The organism is Vibrio sp. 10N.261.51.F11 (assembly GCF_041471665.1).
GTDB classification, from domain to species: Bacteria; Pseudomonadota; Gammaproteobacteria; order Enterobacterales; family Vibrionaceae; genus Vibrio; species Vibrio crassostreae_C.
Genome location: NZ_JBFROW010000017.1, coordinates 1 through 26,026, shown reverse-complemented (window position 1 = coordinate 26,026; position 26,026 = coordinate 1). Strand labels below are relative to the sequence as shown.

The following is a 26,026-nucleotide window of genomic DNA, read 5'->3' as shown; positions in this document are numbered from 1 at the left end:
AAAGCCCCTGTAAGAGTGCTTACAGGGGCTTTAATTCAAGCTTTAATCTTGGTTCTTAAGACAAGACTTAAGAAACTTCGATTGGACCACCGAATGAAGTTACTGGAGGCAGTTTGCCTTGGAACTTCTCGAAATCAACCAAACATGTGTTTGCTGACGTTGCTTGAGCAAGTTCAGACGTACCGATATCTTGAGTCAGTGTGTTTGGATCGCCGTATGTATCTAGCGCGCCCACTTTCTCGTTGATCGGACCGTACCAAGCACCTTCTTCGATACGAACAACACCAGGAGCGTAGCTATCCATTAGAACAGCACCTGCTAGTAGTTGACCACGGTCGTTAAACACACGTACTACATCGCCATCTTTGATGCCTTTCTTCTTAGCATCTACTGGGTTGATGTAGATTGGCTCACGGCCTTGTACCGCGTAAGTCGCACGCCACTCTTCAGATTCACACATCTGAGAGTGAAGACGCTTGTCTGGGTGACAAGATTGTAGCCAGTACGGGTGCTTGTCAGAGCCTGGACCACCGTGTGAACGTTCAGATTTCTCGAACCACATTGGGTGTTCTTGACAGTGCTCGTAACCCATGTTGCCAACAGTACGGCTTGTGATTTCGATGAAACCAGAAGGCGTGCCTAGTGCGTTGATCTCTGGATCTTCACGGAATGAAGCGTGACGAGTCCATGGCTTACCTTTGCCGAAGTCTAGGAAACCTTTCTCCCAGAACTCAGCAAACTCAGGCATTTCGAAGCTACCTTCGTTTGATGCGCGACATTCGTCGTACAGAGATTTAACCCACTGCATTTCGTCCATACCACGCGTGTAATCGTCGTAACGACCCCAACGCTTAGTTAGGCTAGACATGATCTCGAAGTCAGTCTTAGACTGGAACAGAGGATCCACTAGCTTGTGCATTGCGATCAAACCACGGCCAGAGTATGCGCCATAACCATCAATATCGTTTCGTTCCCACTGAGTACATGCAGGAAGCACGATGTCAGAGTGACGACAAGTTGCAGTCCAAGCAAAATCAACAGCCACTACAGTTTGTAGGCTCTTGAATGCTTTACGCATCTTGTTGCGATCTTGGTGGTGGTGCCACGGGTTGTTACCACTAAATACCATCATCTTGATATCAGGTAGTGTTACCGTTGAACCATTCGCTTTGATCTTCTTACCAGGCTCTAGCAAGCTATCAACCCAACGAGCAACTGGGATTACGCGGCTGTAGCCGTTGTAATCTGTGTTGGTGTACTTAGGTGATTGACCTTGGTCGATGTTCAGCGGGAAAGAACCCGGAGCAGCGAAGCCAGTTGAAGATACACCGATACCAGAGTAGTGGTGACCGTAAGAGATACCACCGCCCGGTAGACCAATTTGGCCAACCATTGCTGCGATAACTGCACACATCCAGTAAGGCTGTTCACCGTGCTCTTGACGTTGGATACTCCAACCAACAAGAATCTGTGTACGACCGTTAACCAGCATCTTAGCGAAGTCACGAATAGAGTCCGCGCTTGCGCCACAGATAGCAGAAGCCCATTCTGGCGTCTTCTCAACTCTGTCTTTCGTTTCACCTTGAACGTACTTGATGAAATCTTCAAAACCTAGACAGTAAGTTTCGATGAACTTCTTGTCGTATAGGCCTTCGTTGTAAAGAACGTGAGCAACACCAAGCATGAACGCCACATCAGTTTGTGGGTTGATGTACATTTGCTCGTTTTCTAGGTAACGACCTGTTTTGTTTTTAACAGGGTCAACAGAAACAACGTTGATCTCTTTCTTAGCAACTTTTTCTTTCAGCTGTTCTAGGTATGCGAACGACTCGTGAGTCTCACATGTCCAACCTACTTGAAGGTTTTTAACTGGATCGTTACCCCAAAGAACAATGTTGTCACTGTTTTCTAGGATAAGTTCCCAAGATGTACCTTGTGCGTAAACTTCAGTAGAACCTAGCACGTAAGGCATGATCGTTTGACCAGCACCTGTTGAGTAGTCACCGATTTTCTTCACAGAGTAACCGTGAAGTGCCATTGCACGTTGCATGTGGTTAGTACAGCTATGGAACTGACCTGTTTGTCTCCAACCAGTTTGACCTGTGTGAAGCGCCCATGGACCGTAATCTTTCTGTACGCGCTCTAGCTCGCGGTAAACAAGGTCTAGTGCCTCATCCCAAGTCACACGAATAAAGCGGTTGTTACCACGCGTGTCTGCGCTGTACTTATGCTTCTTCAACCAATCTAGGCGAACCATTGGGTAACGCACACGTGATGGGCTGTAGATAATACCTTTAATACCTTTCAGCATCTCTGTTGGGTGCTGATCGATTTCTAGAGGTTTAATTTCTTGTACTTTACCCGCGTAAACGCGAGCTCGGAATGCACCCCAGTGAGAACCAGAGACTTTCCACGCGCCGTCTGTTTCTGCAGCAGATGCTGAAGCCGACGCCAATAAGCTTGGACCGATAACCGATGCCGCACTTGTCGTCGCGACACCTTTCAGAAAACTTCTTCTTGTAATTGCCATTGTGTTACTCCAATTGACGTCTTATTAGTGATGGCCTTCAGAAAAATCTGATGAGTGCTTCTGTAGATACTTAAGAACAAGTGCTTCTGTATCTGTATCGAAGTTAACGAACGCAATCATACCATCTAGCATGCCTACCCAACCGTTAGCGCTGAAGTGAGCTTCATCTGGCTGTGAGTGACACGTTGAACAGTTAGATTGGTACGCTTGACCAGCTGCGTTCCAGATTGGATCGAAGTTATCAACCATAGACTCTTTCTTCATCCAAAGTGCTAGGTTAACTTCTTCCCAAGGAAGACCAGTTAGCTCATCTTCTTTCTTCTCACCAACAGTGATTACGTCACTTTGAGATACTTCTTTCGTCAAGATTGCAGTCGAGATGTTCATACCGAAGTCTTCTTGGATTACACGTCCGAAGCCTTTCGCTTTACGCCAACCGTCGATTTGAATCTTAATCATGTCGCCTTTTTCGTCGATCACTGCAACTTTACTTGCAGGGCTTAATAGACCCGCTTCAACTGTTGCTGTCTCATCCGTATACATTGGTAGGTGACGAATAGAGATTACGTCTGAACCATTTGCGTAAGATGTGCTGCTTGCTACATTTTCTAGCTCGCCAACAATACCGCTCGCTGATGCCATATCTAATGGAAGGTTGTGAGCAATACCTTTGTGACAGTCAACACAGCTTTGATCACGCTCTGCCGCGTTCTTCATCTGGATACGCGCTGTTGGGCGCATGTTTTCGAAATCCATTGAATCGTAGTTGTGGCAGTTTTTACACTCTAGAGATTTGTTCGAAGAGAAGCGATCCCATTCGTGTTTAGCCAGTTCGATACGACGAGCTTCGAATTTCTCAGGCGTATCTAGGTCACCAAATACTTGAGCGAATACTTCTTTAGAAGCTTGCATCTTACGAGCGATTTTTGCTGTCCATTCATGTGGAACGTGACAGTCAGGACAAGTAGCACGTACACCAGAAGTGTTTTTCCAGTGAACCGTTTCTTGTAGTTCTACGTATACGTTGTCACGCATGGTGTGACAGCTTACACAGAATTCTTCTGTATTTGTGTGCTCTAGAGCTGTGTTAAAACCGCCCCAGAAAATAACACCGGCGATAAAGCCACCCATAGTTAGTACACCAAGACTGATGTGTACTGCTGGGCGAGTCATTGTGCGCCATAATTTAACTAAAAATGATTTCATGTTTAGCTCTCTTAAATATTGATTTTAAAAAATGTTGTTACTTAGAGGGCATTACATGCCGCCGTGAGCACCTGGAGGTCCGAATACAAACACTTGCAGTGCCCAAACTAGGAAGCCGTAACCGCCTACAAAAGCCACACTTAATATTGGGAAGAGAACCACCGCGATGAAGAGGAAAGACTTCCACTCCAGCGAATGTTTTTCGCTAGTTTCAATTTTATTAACATCACTCATACATTTTGCCTATTTTGTATTTAGTAATTTCGAGTAACCCATTCTATGGGGCTAAAGTTCTTAAGTATCTAACGACAAATTTTAGACCATACTCAAAGTAGGGTTCAATCAAATCTCCCGTTATAACCCTTGCTAATCAATACTTTTTTGAGCTCATCCAAAGTTGTTTTTAGTTAAACAAAGTTATTAAAAAGTATTAACAAATGTGAAGAATTAAGTATATTTCACAAATGTTAAATTCCAACAACTACGCAACCGTATTGTAACCAATTTTAACGTTTTACCTACTAAGTAGTAGCCAAAAATGCCTCAAAAAACCAATATTTTGTGGTTTGATTGTTAAATTATTGATCGTTTTTCGAATCGATGACTTTGCAGTTGAAATGCATCATTTGGCACTTTCATATATGATAGAAGCCTTATTAAAAGGAAGCATTATGCAAGACGTTATTGATATATCTTGGTGGCAATTATTGTTTTTCAGTTCACTTCTCTTGCTGCCAATTGTAATCAACTACAAGCTAAAACTTGGCCTTGGCAAAGAGGCTTCTATCAGCATCATTCGCATGACTGTTCAGCTATTTCTGGTTGGCCTCTACCTAGAATACCTGTTCACTTTGAATAGCTTGTGGGTCAATTTACTGTGGTTATTTACGATGATTATCGTTGGGGCAAGCTCGATTGTTGAAAAGTCCAAGTTACCCCGAAACCTCTTGTTAGTCCCAGTCGCTGTGAGCCTAGCGGTAACCTGTGTACCCATTGTCTTGTTTATCTGCTTATTCATCATTAAACCAACACCGGTTTTTAACGCACAGTACTTAATCCCTATTGCAGGGATGCTGTTAGGTAATAGCTTAAGCAGTAACATCGTGGCATTGCAGAACTTGTTCGGTGCTTTTGAAACGCAGAAATCAGAGTACGAAGCGGCTATCGCTTTAGGTGCCTCTCCTTCCTATGCTGCAGCGCCTTTTGTGCGTAATGCTATACAGAAAGCGATGTCTCCTATTATGGCCTCAATGGCAACCACAGGCTTGGTAACGCTACCAGGAATGATGACAGGACAAATCTTAGGGGGTGCTTCACCAATGATCGCGATTAAGTATCAACTGATGATCATGTTGGCTATTTTCGTGATGATGAGCTGCTCCTTAGCGCTTGCACTTCACCTATCGTTAAAGACTTCTCTGACCAAAGAAGGGCGAGTTCTCGCTCAAATACAGCCTTCAAAATAACCTCCCGACTCATCTTAGATCTGGTTACTCACTGAATTTGATACAGGTTATCCACAGAAATTGTGGATAACCAAATCAATATAGATCCTTTTTTGTCCATTTCGGCTCGCGCAAAGATCATTGCCATTGATCCTTGGGTGATTTCAAAGACATATACACACGTGCAGAACTGCGTTGTTGAATTTTCAGATGATCATTAGAGAGATGAAGAAGTAGGTTTTCCACAAATAAAAAACGGCCTGCAATGCAGGCCGTCTTGTAAATGTCATAAGTCAGTTCAGTGTTTCCACAGAGCGTTAACTCATCTCGTCAACTGAGTTAGTCACGCCATCTTTGTCGATAGCGCCACCTTTATTAGTCACGTAGGTAGATCAACCAGTACCACATACCAACAAAGATACCGCCGCCAATGATGTTACCGATGGTAACGGGCAGCAAGTTGTTCATCAAAAAGTCCGCCATGTTCAGATCAACATAGTCCGCTGGGTTAGCGCCTGTCATTGTCCAAAATTCAGCCGAAGCAAATGTTTTGATGCCGATAGCTAAAGGCACTTGGAACATATTTGCAATACAGTGCTCAAAACCAGCCGATACGAACATCGCTACAGGTAAAATCATTACCGCAATTTTGTCAGTCAGAGTACGTCCACTAAACGTCATCCATACCGCGATACAAACTAATACATTACACATGATGCCGAGCGCGATAGCTTGGATAAAATCATGGTGCATCTTATGTTGAGAGATCGCCATTGCATTCAAACCCACTTGGCCGTGGTCGAACATGTACTGTTTGGTCAGTAACATACAAGCCACCAGCAGCAATGCGCCAATCAAGTTACCTACATAAACCGTAGCCCAGTTCTTAACAAGCGTGCGCCAAGTAATCTTGCCACTTGCACGAGCAACCAGAGTCAGCACCGAACTGGTAAATAGCTCACCACCGGTAACAACAACGAGAATTAAGCCCAAGCTAAATGCAAGGCCACCTAATAAGCGAGTAATACCCCACGGCAAATCACCAGCACCAGTCGTTACGATGGTGTAAAACACAAACGCAATACCGATATGTATGCCAGCGGAAATCGCTAGGAGAAAAGATTTGATTGGATCTTTGGTTGCTTTACCTACGCCAATATCTGCAGCGCGCTCAGCCATTTGTGGCGGTAATAATGAGTCAAATTGGTTTAGATTCATGATGATTTACATTTTGAAACATGTCGTCGGGAGCGCGATAATCCTCTCTTTCATTTCTGAATTCAAGAGCTATTTTAGGCACAAAATAGCTCTCACAGCCTTGTTGAAAGCAAATAGTCCGAGTTATTCCAAATTCATACGACTTTAGTAGTAAAAAGAAAACTCTGCTGAATGATTAGTTATCAGCATAGAAAATAACACATCTATAAATATCAACAAGTTACGTTAAAAATCAAAGAATAACGTACACTAAAATGGCTCACAGAGCGCTTTTATTTCTAGATTTTGACATAGATCAACAGAACGTAAAAAAGCGCCCTAAGGCGCTTTTAACTCAATCACAAATAAAGAAATTAGTGATGCTAAACCGAAGGTTCAATCACTTCTTCTGATGATTGTTCTAGGGTTGAATCCTCTAGAGTAGATTCAACAGCTGGGGACATCACATCAGAGTCACTTTCGTTGGCCACTTTGCCACCTAAGCTTTTCAAACTATCCACTAACTCTTCTAAGCTTTTAATGTGAGCATCACTCTTGGTAATCTGCTCACCGAGCAACTCACTGTGCTTGGTTGCTTCAGACAGTTGCTGCGCTTGCTTCTGGTTTTCAGACTCCAGCTTAGCTAATTGCTCAGTCAAAGTTTTAATCTCTGACTTTAATGACGCCGTCATGTCTGAGCCTTTCAGCGCTTTAACACTCGCTACAATTTTTTGAGACTGAAGACGCAATACAACATCACGGTGATCTTCATCATTAACCACTCGTGAAATGCTCAATAACTGGTTCTCTGCATTCAAAACCGACTGTTCGAACTGGTCGCCTTTTACGCTCGCCAGCACTTTGACTTCATGAGCAACACTGCGTACGTGGTTTAATTCGAACTCCGCAGCGTGAACTGCGTCTTCAATGATAGACTTTTCACGGGGACTGGCTTTCACTTGGCTTTCTGCCAAAGCAATTTGAGATGCCGCTTTAGCAAACGTCAGTGGAACAACGTCATCGAAATCTTCATCTTCCAAGAACTCTAATTCGTTCTTCAAAGGTTCGATGTATTTCTTATGCGCCACTTTAACTTCTAGTAAGCGAGCATTGTTAAGAAATTCCACCTGCGCTTCTTGAGCGTCTTCAAGCTCATCGACCAGCACATACTCGAACAACTCGCTGTATTCTGAATACAAACGTTTGTAGCTCGAGGTAAACATGGTATCTGCGCCAAGAAACTTCAGGTAATCCATTTGGACAATCGAATCCGCGAGTACTCGATCAGCCTTCTTCTTTAACACTAAGATCGAGTCATAGTTTGATTTGATCAAAGCGATTTTTTCATCGAAGGCTTCAGCGTAAGTTAGGCTCGAAAAAATGGAGTAACTCTTGGTTATCCGAGTTTCGTCTTTAAGTAAGTCCGCATAAATGCTTTCAGCATCATCCCATGCGTCTAATAGTTCATTGTAATTCTCTGGTGCATAGAGAGACAATTGAGCATGGTCTTCAAGCTTAACTTCCCATTCGGAGTAAACGCTTTGGACAGACTGAAATGAACGGACCTCTATTGTCGATTCATTATTGTTGTTTGTGGTTTGGTTCGCGTCTGTCTGCTCTGAGGGTGTACTTTGACAACCTGAGATAGCAAATAGCATACTGATCGTTAATGCTACTTTGTTCGCTCTCACTTATGCATATCCTTTTTATACAATATTCGCTCAATGCAAATTATTTCTAGTCACAATATATTACAACCACTTAGCAATAAACATCACTGATGATTTAAGTGGGTGCAAATCACCCAATATAACCAAAATAAACTCATCACTCGATGATTAATCAATCAATTTGGTATCACTTATCAATTCTCTTTATTTGCTATTGCCTGAGCCGAGAATGCGCACTAAGGTGAAGGTAGAGAACGTTATGAATATATAGGTCAATTATGAAGTACAACGCTGAACATATTGCTGATTTAAACCTCCTTCTTCAATTTGATGTAAGTAGTGCAGCTACTGGAATTAAAGTCCATCAAGAGGCAGCTCAAGAAACTCAAGACGCTGTTAAGCGCCTATTCGAAAAAAACCTTTGTACTCAGCCAGACGGCGGTTACCTAACAGATGAAGGTATCGAGATGGCAGAGCGCGCAGACAAGCTTCTTCGCGTACTAAACTAAAGCTCCATTGTTCTAGTAAAAACTCCACTTGCTTCGGCCGTGGAGTTTTTTCATTTTTGGGCAAAGCTTTGTTAGGCTTATTGTAAATTCGTCATTTGCAGTTGTGAGGAACACATGGCTTCTATATTTATTGTCGGTGCAGGATGGGTAGGTGCACCTTTATCTGAACATTTAGAAAAACATGGTAACCGAGTAGTGGTCACGAAAACGACCCAAGCGGGAGCAGATGCCATTGGTAGCGAACAAATTCCATGTAAAGTGTTTAGCTTTGATTCATCCGATCCACAACAGACTATCGGGCGACTCTATTCATTGTTACTCGAAAACAACACTGAAATTGTGATTGGCAGCTTCCCTCCTGGCTTTAGAAAAGGAGCAGGACAAGAGTATGCCGACTACTGGCAGCAACTCACCAATGCATGCCAAAAGGCCGACATTAAAAAGCTCATTATGGTTAGTTCAACTACGGTATACCCAACTAAGCCGGGTGTGCTGAACGAGCTGGATGCATCACTCCCCCTTTCGACCTCAGATAACGAGCACGCGTCTTTATTTTCCGATAACGCACGAATCATGCTGCAAGCTGAACAGTCAGTGATTGATTCCGGTATCGACTACACCATTCTTCGCTTTAGTGGCTTAATCGGCCCAAGCCGTCACCCATCACGCTTCGCAAGCAAGTTAAAACAAGTCAGCACTCAAGCTCCAGCCAACATGCTGCACCTTGATGATGCAATTGGTGCTGTCGATTTCGCTATCAGTCAACTGCACAATGAAATAGTTAACGTGACCACACCAAATACAGTCAGTAAGGCGGAGTTTTATGCCGCGGCACTGAAAAGCGCCAACAGCAGTGAGCCTCTGCCCGCTGTTGTTGATACCCCAGACAAGTTAATCTCTTCGAAGAAGATTCTCGACTTAGGTTATTCATTTAAATTCGAATCCACACTGGACGCACTTCATGACTGAACAATCTATTGCTAACAAAAATCCCAACATAAAACTGCATCGCTCAGTCGACACCCTTTGGAACTTTATGTCGATGGGTCACAAGGTTACGCCTTCCGACTGTATCTTTGTATTGTGTAGCAACGATACTCGCGTAGCTGAATATGCAGCCGAGCTTTATCACCAACAGATCGCGCCTTACATCGTTTTTTCTGGCGGTGTGGGACGCTTTACCGAAAGAAGCTTTGAACGCTCAGAAGCAGAAACATTCGCTTCTATCGCACGAGATTGTGGCGTGCCTGACTCTGACATTATCATAGAGAAACACGCAACAAATACTGGGGAAAATGTACGATTCACTCATGAGTTGCTGACAGAAAAAGGGTTATCGCCGAAGAGGCTAACCTTAGTTCAGAAGCCCTTCATGGAGAAACGTACCTACGCAACCTTCAGTAAACAATGGCCTGACGAAACTTCCGAGATTACCGTGACGTCGCGATGGCAAACTTGGGATGATTACTTTAACGAAGAGTTGCCGTTAGATATGGTGTTAGGCGCATTAATTGCTGATTACGAGCGAATCAAATCCTACCCAGAGAAAGGCTTTCAGATTGAGATGCCGATCCCCGACGACGTTGACCACGCCTATCAAGCATTGAAGAAGCTCGGTTTCGAATAAGCAAAAGTTAGACTTTGAACAAAGTAAAAGCTCGGCTTGGAAGAAAGCAAAACACAGGCCCAATAAACAAAAACGGTGACACTTGGTCACCGTTTTTCGTTCTTTCGCGTTAGCAAATAGAGCTGCTTATTTACCTAACGCTTCTTTGTAGTGCAGACGGCAAACAGAAACGTATTTGTCGTTACCGCCAATAGCCACTTGGTCGCCCTCAGCAATCGCCACACCGTGCTCGTCGGTACGAATTACCATGTTCGCTTTACGGCCACAGTGACAAATTGTTTTAAGCTCAACAAGTTTATCTGCCCAAGACAGTAAGTAACGGCTACCTTCAAACAGTTCACCCAGGAAATCGGTACGTAGGCCGTAACAAAGTACAGGGATGTGCAGCTTATCAACCACTTCTGTTAATTGGTACACCTGCTCCTTCGATAAAAATTGGCACTCATCGATCAAAACACAATGACGCTTTTCTTCCTCATTGAGCTTTTTGATCGCATCAAACATGTTGGTGTCATTTTTAAACAGCTGAGCTTCAGATTGCAGACCAATTCGTGAGCTCACTTTACCGATACCATAGCGATCGTCCAAAGCTGCCGTAAAGATCACTGGCGTCATGCCACGTTCTTGGTAGTTGAATGAAGATTGAAGAAGCGTTGTTGATTTACCCGCATTCATTGCCGAGTAATAAAAATACATCTGAGCCACAGAAATATTCCTGTTAATTAAAAGTTGAAGATAGAAAAGGTGAAAATAGAGAATTCGTGCTAGAAAAAAGGGCTGAAAATCAGCCCTTTTTATAAGATTTACTTACGACGCCAAGTCGTACCTTCTGGGCCATCTTCCAGAACAATACCCAACTCGTTTAGCTTATCACGTGCAAGGTCGGCATTTGCCCAATCCTTTGAAGCACGAGAGTCGTTACGCAGTTTGATCAACGCTTCGATTTCAGCCACTTCGTCGTCGTTACCTGCCGCATCACCTTGTAGGAAGGCTTCTGGCTCTTGGTGAAGAATACCGATGATGTCTGCTAGTTCACGCATCAATGCACCCAGTCCGCTTGCTTTTTCAATGCTTTCAGGCTTGATACGGTTGATTTCACGAGCCATTTCAAACAGTACTGAATAAGCTTCAGGTGTGTTGAAATCATCGTTCATCGCTGTAGAGAATCGAGTCACGTACTCTTCGCCACCGGCAGGAGCGGCTGTAAGGTCTAGGCCACGAAGTGACGTGTATAGACGCTCTAGTGATGCGCGAGCTTGGTTTAGGTTATCTTCGCTGTAGTTTAGCTGGCTACGGTAGTGACCAGACATTAGGAAGTAACGTACCGTTTCAGCATCGTAATGTGCTAGCACGTCACGGATAGTGAAGAAGTTACCTAGTGACTTAGACATCTTCTCTTTGTCTACCATCACCATACCACTGTGCATCCAAGTATTTACATACTGAGTGCCGTGCGCGCAGCAAGACTGTGCGATTTCGTTTTCGTGGTGAGGGAACTGCAGATCTGAACCACCACCGTGGATATCGAAGTGGTTACCAAGAATAGACGAGTTCATTGCTGAACATTCGATGTGCCAACCTGGACGACCCGGGCCCCATGGCGATTCCCATGTAGGTTCACCTGGCTTAGACATCTTCCAAAGAACGAAGTCTAGTGGGCTGCGTTTTGCAGATTCAACATCAACGCGAGCACCCGCTTGAAGCTGATCAAGGTCTTGCTTTGAAAGCTTACCGTATTCGTCGAATTTCTTTACTTCAAACATCACGTCGCCGTTGCTTGCAACGTATGCGAAACCACGTTCAATCAGCTTTTCAACAAGCTCGATGATTTCAGTGATGTATTCTGTCGCACGAGGCTCAACATCTGGACGCTTCATGTTCAATGCATCAAAGTCAGCGTGCATCTCACCGATTAAACGCTCAGTCAGAGAGTCACAAGACTCACCGTTTTCGTTAGCGCGTTTGATGATTTTGTCATCGATATCTGTGATGTTACGAACGAAATTCAAATCGTAACCAAGGTAACGAAGGTAACGAGTTACTACGTCGAAAGAAACGAACGTACGACCATGACCAATATGACAGAGATCGTATATGGTTACCCCACAGACATACATGCCGACTTTGCCAGCTGTAATTGGTTTGAATTCCTCTTTCTGTCTTGTGAGCGTGTTATATATCTTCAGCATGATCTCTATCTATTTTATGGATTAATCAAAATAAGCTCGCAGTATAACAAGTCATACCTTAATAGGTAATCCCTAAAAGCAGGAATTATACCAATCACGGTAAGTAGATGGTCATAAATAGCGCAGAAAAAATGCTTGAGAACAAGGAAGCTCTTTTCGACAAAAAGTTTCGATAAGTAGTTATTCTACATTCAAAATTTCTAACGACGTTATCAAGTGTTTTAACAAGCTAGGATGGCCAGTTATTTACTACGATTGGTATTACCTCAAACATCCAAGTTAAGTTAATGATTTGGTGATTTGAAAGTCTGCCAACATGCGCTAGAATTCGAACTTCATATTAAAAAGACAGTAAGGTAACAATCATGATCATCCTTCACACAAATTTTGGTGATATCAAAGTTCAACTTAACGAAGAAAAAGCACCAGAAACAAGCGCAAACTTTCTACAGTATTGCCGTGACGGTTTCTACGACAACACACTATTCCACCGTGTTATCGATGGTTTCATGATTCAAGGCGGCGGCATGACTTCTGGCCTTAAAGAAAAGGCAACTCGTGCAACGATCAAGAACGAAGCAAACAACGGTCTAGCGAACAAAGTTGGTACGCTAGCAATGGCTCGTACTATGGAACCGCATTCAGCGAGCTCTCAGTTCTTCATCAACGTTAACGACAACTCTTTCCTAAACTTCCGTAGCGAAAGCCTAGACGGTTGGGGCTACTGTGTATTCGCAGAAGTTGTTGAAGGCATGGACATCGTAAACAAGATTAAAGGTGTTAGCACTGGTTCTATGGGTATGCACCAAGATGTACCTCTAGAAGAAGTGATCATCACTGGTACTACAATCGAAGCTTAATTCATCGCTTTCGGTTAGTATTGATGAGCCGATAAAATCAGGATATAGGGAGCGAATCGCTCCCTTTTTTTAGACCTATGAAAACATATTTTATATCAGATCTGCACCTTTCTCCGTCACGAGAAGACATCACAGACTGCTTCTTAACCTTTATGAAGAAAGAAGCCGTAGAAGCGGATGCACTTTACGTATTAGGTGACCTTTTCGAATTCTGGATTGGTGACGATGATAAGAGTGAATTCGCGACTTCTATCCGCCAAGCGTTTATCGACTTAGTGAAAACAGGCGTGCCTTGTTACTTTACTCAAGGGAACCGCGACTTCTTAGTCGGCAAAAAATTTGCTAAGCAAACGGGCGTACAACTTCTCGACGAAGTTTCTACGATCGATATCTACGGGCAAAAAGCGGTAGTATTGCACGGAGACACTCTATGTACTGAAGATGTAAAGTACCTCGCCTTTCGCGAAAAAGTGCATCAGCCATGGTTACAATGGGTCTTCAACCGAATTCCATTTTTCATCAAGAAGAAAATTGTTTCAAAGGTTCAATCAGATATCAAAGATGACAAGCAGACCAAGTCTCTCGACATCATGGATGTGACACAGCAAGAAGTCGAAGATGTGATGGAACGAAACAATGTCGATCTGATGATCCACGGCCATACTCACCGCCCAGACATCCATACATTTAATGCTAACAATTGCACTAAAACCCGTATCGTACTTGGCGATTGGTATACGCAAGGCTCAGTGCTGGTGTTCACGCCGCAAAGTTTTGAACTACAGAATCGAGCGTTTAGCAATAGCTTTTAACATAACGCTTAAACTTTCACTTTGATTATTATTGTCGGTCAGACTTTCTTAGAAAGTGTATGGTAATTTCTAGTGAATTAGCTATTATCTCTCTACCAGAAATAAACCGAACACAGTACCAAGTTGAAATATTCATACGTAGCGCGTCAACCAATACTCGACACAGGCAAGAAAACCATAGGTTACGAGTTGCTATTCAGGGATGGTCCTAAGAACACTTTCCCTGAAGTAGAGCCGGAGCTCGCTACTAGCCGTTTGCTTTCCGATCACTTCTTATCGACCCACTATAATACGTTGGGTGATAAGCTTGGGTTCGTGAACTTCCCATATGCAAGCCTAATCAACTTAGTCCCTACTCTGTTCCCCAAAGAAAGCCTCGTTGTTGAGGTTCTTGAAGACTGCGAACCAACAGACGAATTACTTGAAGCAATCAAAACCATCTTTGACGCGGGTTATACCATTGCGCTAGACGACTTTGTGCCAAGTAAAGCTTGGAAGCGCTTCTTACCCTACGTTTCAATTATCAAGTTCGATATCCGTTTGACGCCAATTGCCAAAGCAGCGATGTTTATGAACTCTCTCAAAGGGCTAGATATCAAGTTCCTTGCTGAGAAAGTAGAAACGTACGAAGAATACCAAGAAGCGAAAAAAGCAGGCTTCACCTACTTTCAAGGTTATTTCTTTAGCAAGCCAGAGATGATCCAAACGCGTGCGCTCAACCCGGCATTCCTGACGACCGTTCAGCTGTTAAAAGAGATTGCGCACGACCCTATCGACTTTGGTGAAGTAGAGCGTTTGATTACGCTCGATGTGACCATGTCGTATAAGCTACTTACCTACGTAAACTCCGCTGGCGGTTCACCAACAACGATTCGTTCATTCCGCCAAGCGCTTATTTACCTTGGTGAACAAAAGCTGCGTAAGTTCGTTTCACTTGTGGCGATCGCATCAGCGAAAGAAGACAAGCCGGACTCACTCTACGGTTTAGCGGTATTACGCGCGCGTCAATGTGAGCTCTTAGTCGAGAAGATGAATGTGAAGGTTGAGCCAGGACAAGCCTTTTTGACCGGTATGTTCTCGCTACTGGATTCACTGTTTGACCAACCGTTGAAGCAAGTACTGGACTCAGTGCCAATCGACGATGAGATTAAACAGGCCCTTATCCAACGTAAAGGCGTGTTAGGTGCGATTTTGGCCATGGTTATTGCTTATGAACAAGCCCGATGGGACGAAGCAACGCGCATTCGTAAACTTCTCAAGCTCAGTGAGGCTCAACTAGGCCAAGCTTACGATGAAGCAACGACTTGGGCACAAGAGCTATTGTCTCCAGCCTTGAAATAGTAAACTTCGCGCTAACACTTTGATAATTTCAATAACTTCAACAGAAACCAAACTTTGGTGAGCGATCGTTTCTTGGTAAACTCCCACGCATTCACTTATGGCCTCTTAATAGAGGCCATTTTTACAGGATCTGACTATGTCTTTATGCCCATGCGGTAGCAAAAATACTTACCAACAGTGCTGTGAATCAGCGCACCTTCACCACAGTGCTGTTGAAACGCCTGAACAGTTGATGCGCTCTCGTTATTCAGCGCACGTGTTGGGTTTAGTTGACTATGTTGTTGCGACTTACCACCCTAGCTGCAACGCAGAAGCGCAAAGAGAAGGTATTGCCGAATCTATCAACAGTGATTGGGCAGGACTAGAAGTCATCGATACTGCGGTAGGCTCGCACCAAGACGAAGGCTTTGTTGAGTTTAAAGCTTACTTCAATGAAGAAGGCGCACAATACTGCATGCAAGAACGCTCTCGCTTTATACGTGAAGACGGTCTTTGGTACTACATTGATGGTACCTTCCCAGAGCAGGAACAGACTACACAACCAGAAATTGACCCACGCTTAAATCAAACCGTTGAGAGCTTTAAAATCGGCCGTAATGATCCGTGTATTTGTGGCAGTGGTAAGAAATACAAGAAGTGCTGCGGGTAACTCGTTCGACTAAGAAGTCAGATTAAGAGAAGAGATTCCTGATGTCGCTTAGGCTCCTCGGAATGACGCAAAGTCAGAGGTTAGAAAAGTGACGTAGGGCTTAGAAATCTTGAAATCTTGAAATCTTGAAATCTTGAAATCTTGAAAATTAAAAAACTAAAAAGCCCCGTAAACATGTTTGTTTGCGGGGCTTTTGTCTGTCTTTTACGCGGTTCTATTAATCTAAAGAGAGCTTACTTATGACGCTCTTTCAGCTTATTTACCACATCATCCATCGATAAGCCTTGGTCTTGAAGAAGAACCATTAGGTGGTAAATCAAATCTGCTGATTCACACACTAACTCCGCCTTATCGCCCGACGTCGCCGCAAGCGCGACTTCAACGCCTTCTTCGCCCACTTTTTGCGAAATACGCTTGGTGCCACGGGCATATAGACTGGCAGTATAAGAAGATTCAGGATCGGCGTCCTTGCGGGCAGCCAATAGCTGCTCAAGCTGATGAAGCCACACCATCTGAGACTCTTCTTGCTTGTCTCCATCCCAACACGTTGTTGTACCTGTGTGGCACGTTGGACCAATGGGATTAACTTTAACCAGTAAGGTGTCGCTGTCACAGTCCAAGGCGATGTTTTGCAGTTGCAATACATTGCCCGACGTTTCACCTTTCGTCCAAAGACGCTCTTTTGTGCGAGAGAAAAACGTCACATTGCCAGTTTCACCCGTTTTCTCAAGTGCGGCTGGGTTCATGTATCCCATCATTAGCACTTGGCTTGACTGGTAATCTTGAACAATCGCTGGCACTAAGCCATCTACTTTTTCCCAGTTAATACGCTCTGACAATGCGCCTACTTCTGTTTTTGATAAGCTTACGGGTTCAAAACTCATAGTCGCACCTCTACATCTTGTTGTTTTAAATACTGTTTAAGTTCACCAATATTGATGACTTGTTTGTGGAATACCGAAGCCGCAAGTGCTCCATCCACGTTGGTCTTTTTATAAGCTTCAGCAAAGTGCTCCATTGCACCAGCGCCACCAGAGGCAATCAATGGCACATTACACACTTCACGCACCATGTTTAACTGATCGATATCATAGCCGTTACGAACGCCATCTTGGTTCATCATGTTTAACACAATCTCACCTGCGCCACGCTTCTGTACTTCCTGCACCCAATCTTTGGTTTCCCATTTGGTTGCTTTAGTACGCGCTTCATCGCCTGTAAATTGGTAAACCTGATATTTACCGGTTTCTTTGTCGAAGTATGAATCGATACCGACAACGATACACTGAACGCCAAACTTATCAGCAAGGTCAGTAATCAGCTGTGGATTAGCCAATGCCGGTGAGTTGATTGACACTTTATCCGCACCAAACTCAAGAATGCGCGCTGCATCTTCTGCTGATTTAATACCACCAGCGACACAGAAAGGGATATCGATCACTTCAGCTACGCGTTTCACCCAGCTTTTATCGACCACACGGCCATCACTTGATGCGGTGATGTCATAAAATACCAATTCATCGGCGCCCTCTTCTGCATAGCGTTGTGCTAGCGGAACGATGTCACCAATAATTTCGTGGTTACGGAACTGAACGCCCTTAACCACTTGTCCGTCACGGACATCCAAACAAGGGATTATTCGCTTTGCCAACATGCAAATGCCTCCTCTGCGGTAAACTTGCCATCAAGTAGCGCACGACCCACAATCACACCCGCAACACCGCTGCCTTTAAGCGCTTCGATATCAGCTAGGCTGCCAATGCCGCCCGATGATTGGAATTGCACTTGTGGGTACTGCTTACAAAGATCAACATAGAGCTCTACGTTTGATCCTTCTAGCGTGCCGTCACGTGAAATATCGGTACACAGCACGTGTTTAAGGCCAACCGTGAGGTAGTCTTCAATCAGCGCTTCAATAGTCACACCTGAATCTTCTTGCCAACCTGAAATCGCCACTTTACGTGTGCCGCTTTCATCAATGTTGATGTCTAGAGCCAGCACGATTTTTTCCGCGCCATACTTCTCCATCCAACCTTTCACCAACTCAGGTTGCTTAACGGCTGTAGAACCAACCACAACGCGCTGTGCGCCAGCTTCTAGCAGATCAACGACATCTTGTTCGTTACGCACGCCACCACCAATCTGGATGTTCGCAGGCGTGCTAGCAAGGAGCTTAGCAATCAAGTCTAACTGACGAGCCGTTGTGTCTTTTGCGCCCGTTAAGTCAACAAGGTGCAGCCAGCCAGCGCCAGCTTGGTGGTACAGATTAAACTGCTCTGCTGGGTCTACTTTGTATTCTGTTACTTGCCCGTAGTCTCCTTGGAATAAGCGAACTACTTGGCCTTCAATTAAATCTAACGCGGGAATAATCATTTACATTCCTTATATGGCAACGTTAGCCGCTGCCTAATCCTTATTACAATTCCAAGAAGTTCTGAATCAGCTTAGAGCCAGCTTTCGAAGATCGCTCTGGGTGGAACTGAACACCATAATAATTGCCACTTTGAACCGCCGCAGTGAACGGATTACCGTAATCACATTGTGCGATTGTGTAGTCGCCCACTGGCATTGCGAAGCTATGAACAAAGTAGAAGTATTCGCCTTCTTCAATGTCTTTAAATAGAGGATGATTAGGTGTTGCCGTTACGGTGTTCCAACCCATGTGTGGTAATGGCAAGTCGCCCGTTTCAAGTAAACGAACTTCACCATCACACAAACCTAGGCATTCAACTAACTCATCAGCCTTTTGACCTTTCTCTTGAGACAGTTTGCCTAACAGCTGCATACCTAGACAGATACCCAGCAGAGGCTTCTCAACTTGCTTGACAAGGGTAACAAGGTCACGCTCTTGCAGGTTCTTCATTGCCTCACTTGCTGTACCTACACCGGGTAGGAATAGCTTGTCGGCAGCAAGAACCACTTCTGGTTCTTTTGAAATTTCAACTGCGTAGCCCAAACGTTCAATCGCAAACTTCACCGATGAAACGTTGGCACAACCAGTATCAATAATAACGACTTTTTGATCTTTCATTGTTTTTCCTTGCTAACGTTAGCCTTACAGTACGCCTTTGCTGCTTGGTAACTCGTTACCTTCAACTTTGATTGCTTGGCGAAGAGTACGGCCAAACGCTTTGAACAGGCTCTCAATGATGTGGTGATCATTATTGCCATCAGAAGAAAGGTGTAGCGTACAAGCCAATGTATCAGTTAGAGAACGGAAGAAGTGAACCACCATCTCGGTTGAAAGATCACCCACTTGCTCACGGCTGAATTTAGCATCGAACTTCAGGTATGGGCGACCAGAAAGGTCTAACGCACACTGAGCCAAACACTCATCCATTGGTAGGCTGAAACCAAAACGGCCAATACCACGTTTGTCGCCTAGTGCATCTTTCAATGCTTGGCCTAAAGCAAGAGCGGTATCTTCTACCGTGTGGTGATCATCGATGTGCAGATCGCCTTTCACAGTCAGGTTCATTTGGAAACCACCGTGTGTCGCGATTTGATCAAGCATGTGGTCGAAGAAACCCATGCCGGTATCGATCTTGTTGCCACCGGTTTCATCAAGGTTTACTGCAACCTTGATATCTGTTTCTTTAGTGGTACGAACTACTTCAGCAATACGCGCATTAACCGTCAGATCTTTAACGATTTGTGGCCAGTTAAGCGTGCCTTCAGTTTCCGCATCCGGGCTATATTGAATACCGCGGATTGCCATGTTCTCTGCCAGTTGAAGATCCGTCATTCGGTCGCCAATCACAACAGAGTGTTGGAAATCGACTTTACCGCCTTGTAGGTACTCTTTAACCATACCCAGTTTAGGCTTACGGCAAGAGCAGTTGTCTTCGTCAAAGTGAGGGCAAATAAGCACGTCGTCAAACTTAACGCCTTGAGATTCGAAGAACTCCATCATCATATTGTGTGGTGCATCGAAATCTTCTTGTGGGTAGCTATCGGTACCTAAACCATCTTGGTTAGTCACCATCACTAGACGGTAACCAGCATCTTGCAAAGCAAGCAGGCTAGGAATTACTCGCGGTTCGAATTTTAGCTTGTCTAAACGGTCTACTTGAAAGTCAACTGGCGGCTCAACAATTAAGGTGCCGTCACGGTCTATAAAAAGTATTTTCTGTTGTTTACTCACTTGAACTTCCTTTTAATTTTAAATCTGGTGGCCTAGCTAAAATCAAACGCTAACCCAAAATATTGGTTTCACTTGCCAGCCCAATTAATCAACTCAAACTGGCAAATGTTATTACTGGTAAGCCTTTCATTACTGATAAAAGTTACGAATGAATCCAAGTGTCTTTTCGCACTCTTCGCGGTTACCAATACTAATACGAACACAGTCTTCAATAGGTGAATTACGCAAAATAATGCCCGTATCCCAAGCCGCTTTAAATAACTCATCGCCGTTCGGGAATTTCACCAGTAAGTAGTTACCCCAGCCATCAAAAACCGTCACTTGAGGCATACCTAATAGACCCGCCTGCAAATACGCTCGGTTAGCACTTAAATCTAGAACTTGGAACTTAGCTCGCGCTAGTCCTTGCTCTGAGAGAGCTTGAACGGCAATGTCAGCAACAGGGATTGGCACTGGATAAGGAGCAATCACTTTCAACAGTACATCGATAAGCTCTTTGTTCGCTAGCGTAAAGCCACAACGTAAGCCCGCCAAAGCAAAGGCCTTCGACAAGGTGCGCAGAATCGCTAGGTTTGGATATTGCTCAAGCAAATCAACGGTTGACGCTTCTGGACAAAAATCGATATACGCTTCATCCATCACCACAATCGCTTTGTCTTGTGTCATTTCAAGCAGCTTGATGATGTCTTTACGATCAACTAAATTACCGGTTGGGTTATTTGGGCTACAAACAAACACCACTTTTACGTTGTCGAGCTGAGCTTCGATAGCTGGAAGATCCAATTGCCATTCAGAAGTAAGAGGCACAACTTTACGCTCAACACCAATCGTCTCTGCACTGATTGCGTACATACCGTAAGTAGGTGGGCAGTAAAGAATAGCGTCTTCGTTCGGCTCACAGAAAGCACGAATCAATAACTCAATGCCTTCGTCAGCACCACGAGTCGTCAGTGTTTGCTCTGATTTCACGCCTGCGTATTGAGCGTAAGCATCAATCAGCTCTTTTGGCTGACATTCGCTGTAACGGTTAAGACGAGACAAGTTCAGGTTGTACTCGTTATCAAACGGAGATTCGTTGGCGTTTAGCCATACATCACCAGTACCGCCTATGCGTCTTGCAGACAAGTAAGGTGTTAGAGCCTGAACTTGTTTTCTTGCTAACTTTTCCATGCCCTACCCTTATTTCGCTTTATTTAACTTTTCAACTCGGATAGTCACAGCGCGTTTGTGTGCATCCAAACCTTCGGCTTCCGCCATTGTTACTACTGTTGGCGCTAGGCCTTTCAACCCATCGGCTGTTAGCTCCTGCACCGTCATTCGCTTAGAGAAATCAGCCAAACCTAGGCTTGAATACGTCTTGGTATAACCGTAAGTCGGAAGAACGTGGTTTGTGCCGGATGCGTAGTCACCTGCAGATTCTGGAGACCAGTCACCAAGGAAAATTGAGCCTGCATTATCTAGCAATGGCAGCAATTCACGTGGGTTCTTGGTTTGAACGATCAAGTGCTCAGGACCGTAGAAATTCGAAATCGCAATCGCTTGAGTGATCGATTCAGCAATGATGATTAAGCTTGAAGCCAATGCTTGCTGAGCGATGTTCGCACGAGACAGTTCTTTCAGTTGCTTTTGAACCGCTTCTGTTACTTGGTCTGCAACCACTGGTGATGGAGTTACCAATACTACTTGAGAGTCAGGCCCGTGTTCCGCTTGGCTCAACAAATCCGCTGCAATGAAGTCTGCATCAGCCGTTTCATCAGCAATCACTAACACTTCAGATGGGCCAGCTGGCATATCAATAGCTGCTCCGCGGAAGTCATTACTCACTTGGCGCTTTGCTTCCGTAACGTAGGCATTACCTGGGCCGAAGATCTTATCGACTTTAGCCACACTCTCGGTACCGTAAGCCATTGCTGCAACCGCTTGACCACCACCAACGTTGTAAACTTCGTCGATCTTACAAAGCTTAGCGACATACAAGATTTCATCAGCGATTGGCGGAGGTGAACAAAGCACAACCTTACGACAACCTGCAATTTGAGCAGGAACACCTAACATAAGAACCGTTGACGGTAGTGGCGCACTGCCACCGGGAATATAAAGGCCAACAGTATTAATCGCGCGCGTCACTTGCTCACACACAACACCAGGCTGTGTCTCAACCTTAATTGGCTGCGGCTTTTGAGCTTCGTGAAACTTCGCAATGTTGCTATAAGCTTGCTCTAACGCTTGCTTCATCTCTGGTGTTAGACGAGCACACGCCTCTTCAATCTCACCCGAACTGACTCGGATAGATTCTGGAGTTACACCATCAAACTTTGCAGTCAGCTTTTTAAGCGCGGCATCGCCTTCATTTCGTACTTTTGCAATAACATCAGAAACAGTCGCTGTGATGTTTGCACCTTCAGTAATAGCTGGACGCTCTAATACCGAGTCTTGCTGTGATTCACTTAAAGATTGCCAAACAACGGTTCTCATCGTCACTACCCCATCATTTTTTCGATTGGTAATACTAGAATCGAGCTTGCACCCAACTCTTTCAGCTGTTCCATTGTTTCCCAGAACAAGTTCTCTGTACTTACTAGGTGCACGGCAACTTTGTCTTTGTCTGTAGATAGAGGAAGAACCGTTGGATCTTCAGCACCAGGCAGTAATGCTTTGATTTGCTCTAGTTGAGAGGTTGGCGCGTGAAGCATGATGTACTTCGACTCTTTCGCTTGTTGAACACCCTGCATACGAGTCAGTAGTTTTTCAATCAGTGCGGTCTTGTCTGCGTCGAAGTCGCCAACACGTTGAATCAGTGTTGCTTTCGATTGGAAGATAGCTTCTGCTTCTTTTAGGCCGTTCGCTTCAAGCGTTGCACCTGTAGAAACTAAATCAGCGATAGCGTCTGCAAGGCCAGCGCGAGGCGCGACTTCAACCGAACCTGTTAGCATACAAGTGCTGAACTCAACACCCTGCTCGTCCATGTAGGCTTTAAGTAGTTGTGGGTAGGTTGTCGCAATACGTTTGCCCGCTAAGTCTTGTGGGCCGTTGTATTCTTCGTCTTTATTAATAGCGATTGAAAGGCGGCAACCACCGAAGTCTAAACGACGTAGTGTGCGGAACTCTGAAGGCTCTTTAAGAGCAACACGATCTAGACGAACTTCTTCTAGTTCATTTTCACCGATGAAACCAAGGTCAACTACACCATCCATGATAAGACCTGGGATGTCGTCATCACGAACGAGTAACAAGTCGATTGGCATATTTAGTGAGTGAACCACTAGGCGCTCACCCATGATATTAAATTTAACACCACATTTTTTAAGTAGGTCTTGGCACTCTTTACTTAAGCGACCTTTCTTTTGAATTGCGATTCTTAGGCGTTGTGTCTGCATTGCTGTATCCCTGTGCAAATATTTGAATTTATTGATTATTTAAAAGCGCTAAAACTAAAAAACCCTCGGGGACTTTATCATCCCGAGGGTTTAAATCTAAATTCTTTTGACTTAACCTCCGGGAGTAATCTTGCTCCCGGGTATACGTAAATCTCCCCGAAAGACTAGATAGGGTGATGATGGTGATGAATGTTCATTACTAATTTACGCATACTTATCAGCTCTTAGGTTGTTTGCTGTCTTGTCTCCACACTAACTAAGCTGACATCCTTTTTCAACCATTTATTCGAACTTTTTTCACGAAACTTAAAATTAAATTAACAGGCACAAAAAAGGGAGGCAAACGCCTCCCTGATAGTTTACTGATTAACTTTCAATTTTAGCTTTTGCACGTCGCCATTTTGCAGCGAGAGAAGTAAGCCAATGCAAAACATACAGCAACAAACGTTAGAGACGCTGCGCCAAATGCGATGCCAATTGAAGATGTCATACCTAGAGTGATGAAACCAATGCACGATACGAACGCTACAGACAACGCGTATGGAAGCTGAGTCGAGACGTGGTCGATGTGGTTACAACGAGCACCAGTAGAAGACAGAATCGTCGTATCTGAGATTGGAGAACAGTGGTCACCAAATACTGCACCCGCTAGAACCGCACTTAGCATTGGAAGAATCAGTGCGATATCCGATGCTGCAGCCATATCACCCGCGATTGGTAGCATGATACCGAACGTACCCCAAGATGTACCTGTAGAGAACGCCATAACGCCCGCTAGAAGGAACAACATAACCGGTAACCAGTGGTAATCAATGCTGCCTGTTACTAGAGACGATAGGTAAGAACCCGTTTTCATGTCGCCGATAACAGAACCGATAGTCCATGCAAACACAAGAATCAGAATCGCGCCAAACATAGAGCTAGCACCGATCCACATTGTTCTTGCGATATCAGTCATAGATAGCTTTTGCTTGAATACTGTCGCTAGTGCTACTAGTAAGCCAATAACACCACCGTAAACAAGAGACTTACCTACATCCGTGTTTTCGAATGCGCCTAGAAGGTTGAATGCTTGGCCATCAGCAGCCAGCGCTTGGCCGCCTGTGTAAAGCATTGCAGCCACTGTCGCTACAATTAGCGATACGATTGGCATAACAAGATCAGAAACTGAACCGTTTTCGCTCTCTTCGATATCTAACTCTTCGTTTAGATCGTGAGCTTGCTTTTGATCGTTGTCACCTTCAAAGCCACGGCCTTGAGATGCTTCGATCTCATGCTCACGCATCTTACCAACGTCTAGACCGAACCATGCTACTGCGAACACCATTAGTAGTGCGAATACAGCGTAGAAGTTCATTGGGATAAGACGAACGTAAGCACCCAGTGCAGAATACTCTGTCACACCGTGTGTCACTAAGATGCCACCAATGATCGTGATGATGTAAGCACCCCAGCTAGAAGCAGGCATGATCACACACATAGGAGCAGCAGTTGAATCTAGGATATAAGCAAGCTTAGCGCGAGATACATAGAAGCGGTCTGTTACAGGACGAGAGATAGCACCAACCGCTAGGCTGTTAAAGTAGTCATCAACAAAGATGAATACACCTAAGAAAGCAGCAAGTAGTTTTGAACCACGTTTGCTCTTAACGCGAGACTGTGCCCACTCCGCGAATGCGCGAGTACCGCCAGACAGTGTTAATAATGCCGTTGTCATTCCAAGAATAATTAGGAATGCAATGATGCTCATGTTCCAAGTGTTGATGCCACCATCTTCGATGAAAACACCAGATGCTTTAGTAAACACGTAGCTAGCTGCGTTACCTACTGAGTAATCAGCAAGTAGAATCGCACCCATGATGATACCGACACCCAAAGAAACCAATACACGGCGGGTAACAATAGCAAGGCTCAAAGCCACAAGGGGCGGAAGCAAAGATAAAGGTGATGTTGCAAAATCTATTAAATTCATGATCTTCAAAAACCAGTTTTTTATTTGGCTAGAGATCTACTGCAGACAAACTTGATACGGCTGACCAAGCTCATGTTGAACTAAGCGAAAGGGAAGTGAACACTTCACCCAACCCTACAGTAGCGCTCCATAGTTTAAAATTAAGACTATGGCAGTGTTGTACCTATTGAGCACAACCCCAGCAAATTGCTTAGATATACAATTTACTTCGGCAATTACACCTTTCATTCCCGTTCATTGGCATCACCCCAACGGAAGTTACTTTTTATAATTGCACCTCTACGTGCGATAACATTATTAACCGTGTAAACCAGAGTTTAACAACAAATTAACCAACACCTCGCATCAGGTAGCCGCAATTGTACTCATCAAGAGCAACAATGCAACATATCATTCCGAGAAAAATAGCTTTTTGTTAATGAACTAATCAATAGAAGAATAGTCTACATAAGTTGACTACTCCACCTGTCACATATCATTTTTTAAGATATTCTTAAT

24 protein-coding genes, 1 riboswitch and 1 other annotated feature are annotated in these 26,026 nt (G+C 44.3%); of the genes, 8 read left to right on the top strand and 16 right to left on the bottom strand.

The features are described 5' to 3' along the window. Positions 1–67: 67 nt before the first annotated feature. The 3 genes from torA to torE are packed head-to-tail and all read right to left on the bottom strand — an operon-like array spanning position 68 to position 3,970. Entirely contained in the window at positions 68–2,530 is a 2,463-nt protein-coding gene (gene torA, locus AB4351_RS05890; RefSeq protein WP_102320260.1) for a trimethylamine-N-oxide reductase TorA, read from the bottom strand. 24 nt (positions 2,531–2,554) lie between these two features. Then, complete coding sequence (gene torC / locus AB4351_RS05885; protein ID WP_004734592.1) at positions 2,555–3,736, bottom strand: pentaheme c-type cytochrome TorC; 1,182 nt, start codon at positions 3,734–3,736, stop codon at positions 2,555–2,557. A gap of 51 nt (positions 3,737–3,787) precedes the next feature. Further along, positions 3,788–3,970, bottom strand: a complete 183-nt coding sequence (torE, locus tag AB4351_RS05880) for a trimethylamine N-oxide reductase system protein TorE (RefSeq protein WP_017060298.1) — start codon at positions 3,968–3,970, stop codon at positions 3,788–3,790. A gap of 437 nt (positions 3,971–4,407) precedes the next feature. Here torE and AB4351_RS05875 point away from each other — a divergent pair, with 437 nt between their 5' ends. Further along, positions 4,408–5,202: an ABC transporter permease gene (locus tag AB4351_RS05875; protein WP_102332942.1), complete on the top strand. Its 795-nt coding sequence runs from the start codon at positions 4,408–4,410 to the stop codon at positions 5,200–5,202. A gap of 354 nt (positions 5,203–5,556) precedes the next feature. On the opposite strand, the gene focA is transcribed toward AB4351_RS05875, so the two are convergent. Then, on the bottom strand, positions 5,557–6,399 hold the full coding sequence (gene focA, locus AB4351_RS05870; RefSeq protein WP_017072124.1) for a formate transporter FocA: 843 nt from the start codon (positions 6,397–6,399) through the stop codon (positions 5,557–5,559). Between the two features lie 362 nt (positions 6,400–6,761). Continuing rightward, positions 6,762–8,069 (bottom strand): ATPase, encoded by a 1,308-nt coding sequence (locus AB4351_RS05865; protein WP_017065323.1) that lies wholly within the window; start codon positions 8,067–8,069, stop codon positions 6,762–6,764. A gap of 257 nt (positions 8,070–8,326) precedes the next feature. Here AB4351_RS05865 and AB4351_RS05860 point away from each other — a divergent pair, with 257 nt between their 5' ends. The 3 genes from AB4351_RS05860 to AB4351_RS05850 all read left to right on the top strand — a co-directional run bounded on the left by AB4351_RS05860 (position 8,327) and on the right by AB4351_RS05850 (position 10,184). After that, a complete protein-coding gene (locus AB4351_RS05860; RefSeq protein WP_017060280.1) occupies positions 8,327–8,557 on the top strand; it encodes a TIGR02647 family protein in 231 nt (76 codons plus the stop codon). Between the two features lie 114 nt (positions 8,558–8,671). Beyond that, positions 8,672–9,526: an NAD(P)H-binding protein gene (locus tag AB4351_RS05855; RefSeq protein WP_372125341.1), complete on the top strand. Its 855-nt coding sequence runs from the start codon at positions 8,672–8,674 to the stop codon at positions 9,524–9,526. Then, complete coding sequence (locus AB4351_RS05850) at positions 9,519–10,184, top strand: YdcF family protein (protein WP_032545711.1); 666 nt, start codon at positions 9,519–9,521, stop codon at positions 10,182–10,184. The genes AB4351_RS05855 and AB4351_RS05850 overlap by 8 nt, the downstream gene beginning before the upstream one ends. 126 nt (positions 10,185–10,310) lie before the next feature. Here AB4351_RS05850 and AB4351_RS05845 read toward each other — a convergent pair whose 3' ends face one another. Together AB4351_RS05845 and cysS are read right to left on the bottom strand one after the other, a co-directional pair. After that, positions 10,311–10,889, bottom strand: coding sequence for a thymidine kinase (locus AB4351_RS05845; protein ID WP_017060277.1), 579 nt, complete (start codon positions 10,887–10,889; stop codon positions 10,311–10,313). A gap of 98 nt (positions 10,890–10,987) precedes the next feature. Beyond that, positions 10,988–12,373, bottom strand: coding sequence for a cysteine--tRNA ligase (cysS, locus tag AB4351_RS05840; RefSeq protein WP_017060276.1), 1,386 nt, complete (start codon positions 12,371–12,373; stop codon positions 10,988–10,990). A 365-nt stretch (positions 12,374–12,738) separates the two neighbouring features. Between cysS and AB4351_RS05835 the strand changes: the two genes are divergently transcribed. The 4 genes from AB4351_RS05835 to AB4351_RS05820 all read left to right on the top strand — a co-directional run bounded on the left by AB4351_RS05835 (position 12,739) and on the right by AB4351_RS05820 (position 16,035). After that, positions 12,739–13,233 (top strand): peptidylprolyl isomerase, encoded by a 495-nt coding sequence (locus AB4351_RS05835; protein WP_017060275.1) that lies wholly within the window; start codon positions 12,739–12,741, stop codon positions 13,231–13,233. 77 nt (positions 13,234–13,310) lie between these two features. Continuing rightward, positions 13,311–14,045 carry a UDP-2,3-diacylglucosamine diphosphatase gene (gene lpxH, locus AB4351_RS05830; RefSeq protein ID WP_017060274.1) on the top strand — a complete coding sequence of 245 codons (735 nt, stop codon included), beginning with the start codon at positions 13,311–13,313 and terminating at the stop codon, positions 14,043–14,045. A gap of 123 nt (positions 14,046–14,168) precedes the next feature. Continuing rightward, positions 14,169–15,386 carry an EAL and HDOD domain-containing protein gene (locus AB4351_RS05825; RefSeq protein ID WP_029235300.1) on the top strand — a complete coding sequence of 406 codons (1,218 nt, stop codon included), beginning with the start codon at positions 14,169–14,171 and terminating at the stop codon, positions 15,384–15,386. 136 nt (positions 15,387–15,522) lie between these two features. Further along, on the top strand, positions 15,523–16,035 hold the full coding sequence (locus AB4351_RS05820) for a YchJ family protein (RefSeq protein WP_017060272.1): 513 nt from the start codon (positions 15,523–15,525) through the stop codon (positions 16,033–16,035). A gap of 233 nt (positions 16,036–16,268) precedes the next feature. Here the strand turns inward: AB4351_RS05820 and hisIE are convergent, their stop codons facing one another. From hisIE to AB4351_RS05775, 9 genes are all read right to left on the bottom strand, one after another. Beyond that, positions 16,269–16,919 (bottom strand): bifunctional phosphoribosyl-AMP cyclohydrolase/phosphoribosyl-ATP diphosphatase HisIE, encoded by a 651-nt coding sequence (gene hisIE, locus AB4351_RS05815; protein WP_017060271.1) that lies wholly within the window; start codon positions 16,917–16,919, stop codon positions 16,269–16,271. Further along, complete coding sequence (gene hisF, locus AB4351_RS05810; RefSeq protein WP_017060270.1) at positions 16,916–17,689, bottom strand: imidazole glycerol phosphate synthase subunit HisF; 774 nt, start codon at positions 17,687–17,689, stop codon at positions 16,916–16,918. Before hisF ends, hisIE begins: the two co-directional genes overlap by 4 nt. Beyond that, the gene (gene hisA / locus AB4351_RS05805) at positions 17,671–18,408 is read right to left on the bottom strand and encodes a 1-(5-phosphoribosyl)-5-[(5-phosphoribosylamino)methylideneamino]imidazole-4-carboxamide isomerase (protein WP_012604374.1); all 738 of its coding nucleotides are present in this window, start codon (positions 18,406–18,408) and stop codon (positions 17,671–17,673) included. Before hisA ends, hisF begins: the two co-directional genes overlap by 19 nt. A 43-nt stretch (positions 18,409–18,451) precedes the next feature. Continuing rightward, on the bottom strand, positions 18,452–19,066 hold the full coding sequence (gene hisH, locus AB4351_RS05800) for an imidazole glycerol phosphate synthase subunit HisH (RefSeq protein WP_371700918.1): 615 nt from the start codon (positions 19,064–19,066) through the stop codon (positions 18,452–18,454). Positions 19,067–19,090: 24 nt separating this feature from the next. Continuing rightward, a complete protein-coding gene (hisB, locus tag AB4351_RS05795; protein ID WP_017067390.1) occupies positions 19,091–20,179 on the bottom strand; it encodes a bifunctional histidinol-phosphatase/imidazoleglycerol-phosphate dehydratase HisB in 1,089 nt (362 codons plus the stop codon). Between the two features lie 129 nt (positions 20,180–20,308). After that, the gene (hisC, locus tag AB4351_RS05790; RefSeq protein WP_017060266.1) at positions 20,309–21,349 is read right to left on the bottom strand and encodes a histidinol-phosphate transaminase; all 1,041 of its coding nucleotides are present in this window, start codon (positions 21,347–21,349) and stop codon (positions 20,309–20,311) included. Between the two features lie 9 nt (positions 21,350–21,358). Beyond that, the gene (gene hisD, locus AB4351_RS05785) at positions 21,359–22,660 is read right to left on the bottom strand and encodes a histidinol dehydrogenase (RefSeq protein ID WP_017065318.1); all 1,302 of its coding nucleotides are present in this window, start codon (positions 22,658–22,660) and stop codon (positions 21,359–21,361) included. Continuing rightward, complete coding sequence (hisG, locus tag AB4351_RS05780; protein ID WP_017060264.1) at positions 22,660–23,556, bottom strand: ATP phosphoribosyltransferase; 897 nt, start codon at positions 23,554–23,556, stop codon at positions 22,660–22,662. The genes hisD and hisG overlap by 1 nt, the downstream gene beginning before the upstream one ends. A 53-nt stretch (positions 23,557–23,609) precedes the next feature. Continuing rightward, positions 23,610–23,745, bottom strand: a sequence feature (His leader region). A 190-nt stretch (positions 23,746–23,935) separates the two neighbouring features. Further along, a complete protein-coding gene (locus AB4351_RS05775; RefSeq protein ID WP_017060263.1) occupies positions 23,936–25,528 on the bottom strand; it encodes a Na+/H+ antiporter NhaC family protein in 1,593 nt (530 codons plus the stop codon). Positions 25,529–25,640: 112 nt separating this feature from the next. Further along, positions 25,641–25,818, bottom strand: a riboswitch (Lysine riboswitch). Positions 25,819–26,026: the final 208 nt, after the last annotated feature.

What these genes read in the sequence shown, in the direction of transcription:
- torA (WP_102320260.1), bottom strand. Translation starts at nt 2,530, where the DNA reads ATGGCAATTACAAGAAGAAGTTTTCTGAAAGGTGTCGCGACGACAAGT.
- torC (WP_004734592.1), bottom strand. Translation starts at nt 3,736, where the DNA reads ATGAAATCATTTTTAGTTAAATTATGGCGCACAATGACTCGCCCAGCA.
- torE (WP_017060298.1), bottom strand. Translation starts at nt 3,970, where the DNA reads ATGAGTGATGTTAATAAAATTGAAACTAGCGAAAAACATTCGCTGGAG.
- AB4351_RS05875 (WP_102332942.1), top strand. Translation starts at nt 4,408, where the DNA reads ATGCAAGACGTTATTGATATATCTTGGTGGCAATTATTGTTTTTCAGT.
- focA (WP_017072124.1), bottom strand. Translation starts at nt 6,399, where the DNA reads ATGAATCTAAACCAATTTGACTCATTATTACCGCCACAAATGGCTGAG.
- AB4351_RS05860 (WP_017060280.1), top strand. Translation starts at nt 8,327, where the DNA reads ATGAAGTACAACGCTGAACATATTGCTGATTTAAACCTCCTTCTTCAA.
- AB4351_RS05855 (WP_372125341.1), top strand. Translation starts at nt 8,672, where the DNA reads ATGGCTTCTATATTTATTGTCGGTGCAGGATGGGTAGGTGCACCTTTA.
- AB4351_RS05850 (WP_032545711.1), top strand. Translation starts at nt 9,519, where the DNA reads ATGACTGAACAATCTATTGCTAACAAAAATCCCAACATAAAACTGCAT.
- cysS (WP_017060276.1), bottom strand. Translation starts at nt 12,373, where the DNA reads ATGCTGAAGATATATAACACGCTCACAAGACAGAAAGAGGAATTCAAA.
- AB4351_RS05835 (WP_017060275.1), top strand. Translation starts at nt 12,739, where the DNA reads ATGATCATCCTTCACACAAATTTTGGTGATATCAAAGTTCAACTTAAC.
- lpxH (WP_017060274.1), top strand. Translation starts at nt 13,311, where the DNA reads ATGAAAACATATTTTATATCAGATCTGCACCTTTCTCCGTCACGAGAA.
- AB4351_RS05820 (WP_017060272.1), top strand. Translation starts at nt 15,523, where the DNA reads ATGTCTTTATGCCCATGCGGTAGCAAAAATACTTACCAACAGTGCTGT.
- hisIE (WP_017060271.1), bottom strand. Translation starts at nt 16,919, where the DNA reads ATGAGTTTTGAACCCGTAAGCTTATCAAAAACAGAAGTAGGCGCATTG.
- hisF (WP_017060270.1), bottom strand. Translation starts at nt 17,689, where the DNA reads ATGTTGGCAAAGCGAATAATCCCTTGTTTGGATGTCCGTGACGGACAA.
- hisA (WP_012604374.1), bottom strand. Translation starts at nt 18,408, where the DNA reads ATGATTATTCCCGCGTTAGATTTAATTGAAGGCCAAGTAGTTCGCTTA.
- hisH (WP_371700918.1), bottom strand. Translation starts at nt 19,066, where the DNA reads ATGAAAGATCAAAAAGTCGTTATTATTGATACTGGTTGTGCCAACGTT.
- hisC (WP_017060266.1), bottom strand. Translation starts at nt 21,349, where the DNA reads ATGGAAAAGTTAGCAAGAAAACAAGTTCAGGCTCTAACACCTTACTTG.
- hisG (WP_017060264.1), bottom strand. Translation starts at nt 23,556, where the DNA reads ATGCAGACACAACGCCTAAGAATCGCAATTCAAAAGAAAGGTCGCTTA.
- AB4351_RS05775 (WP_017060263.1), bottom strand. Translation starts at nt 25,528, where the DNA reads ATGAATTTAATAGATTTTGCAACATCACCTTTATCTTTGCTTCCGCCC.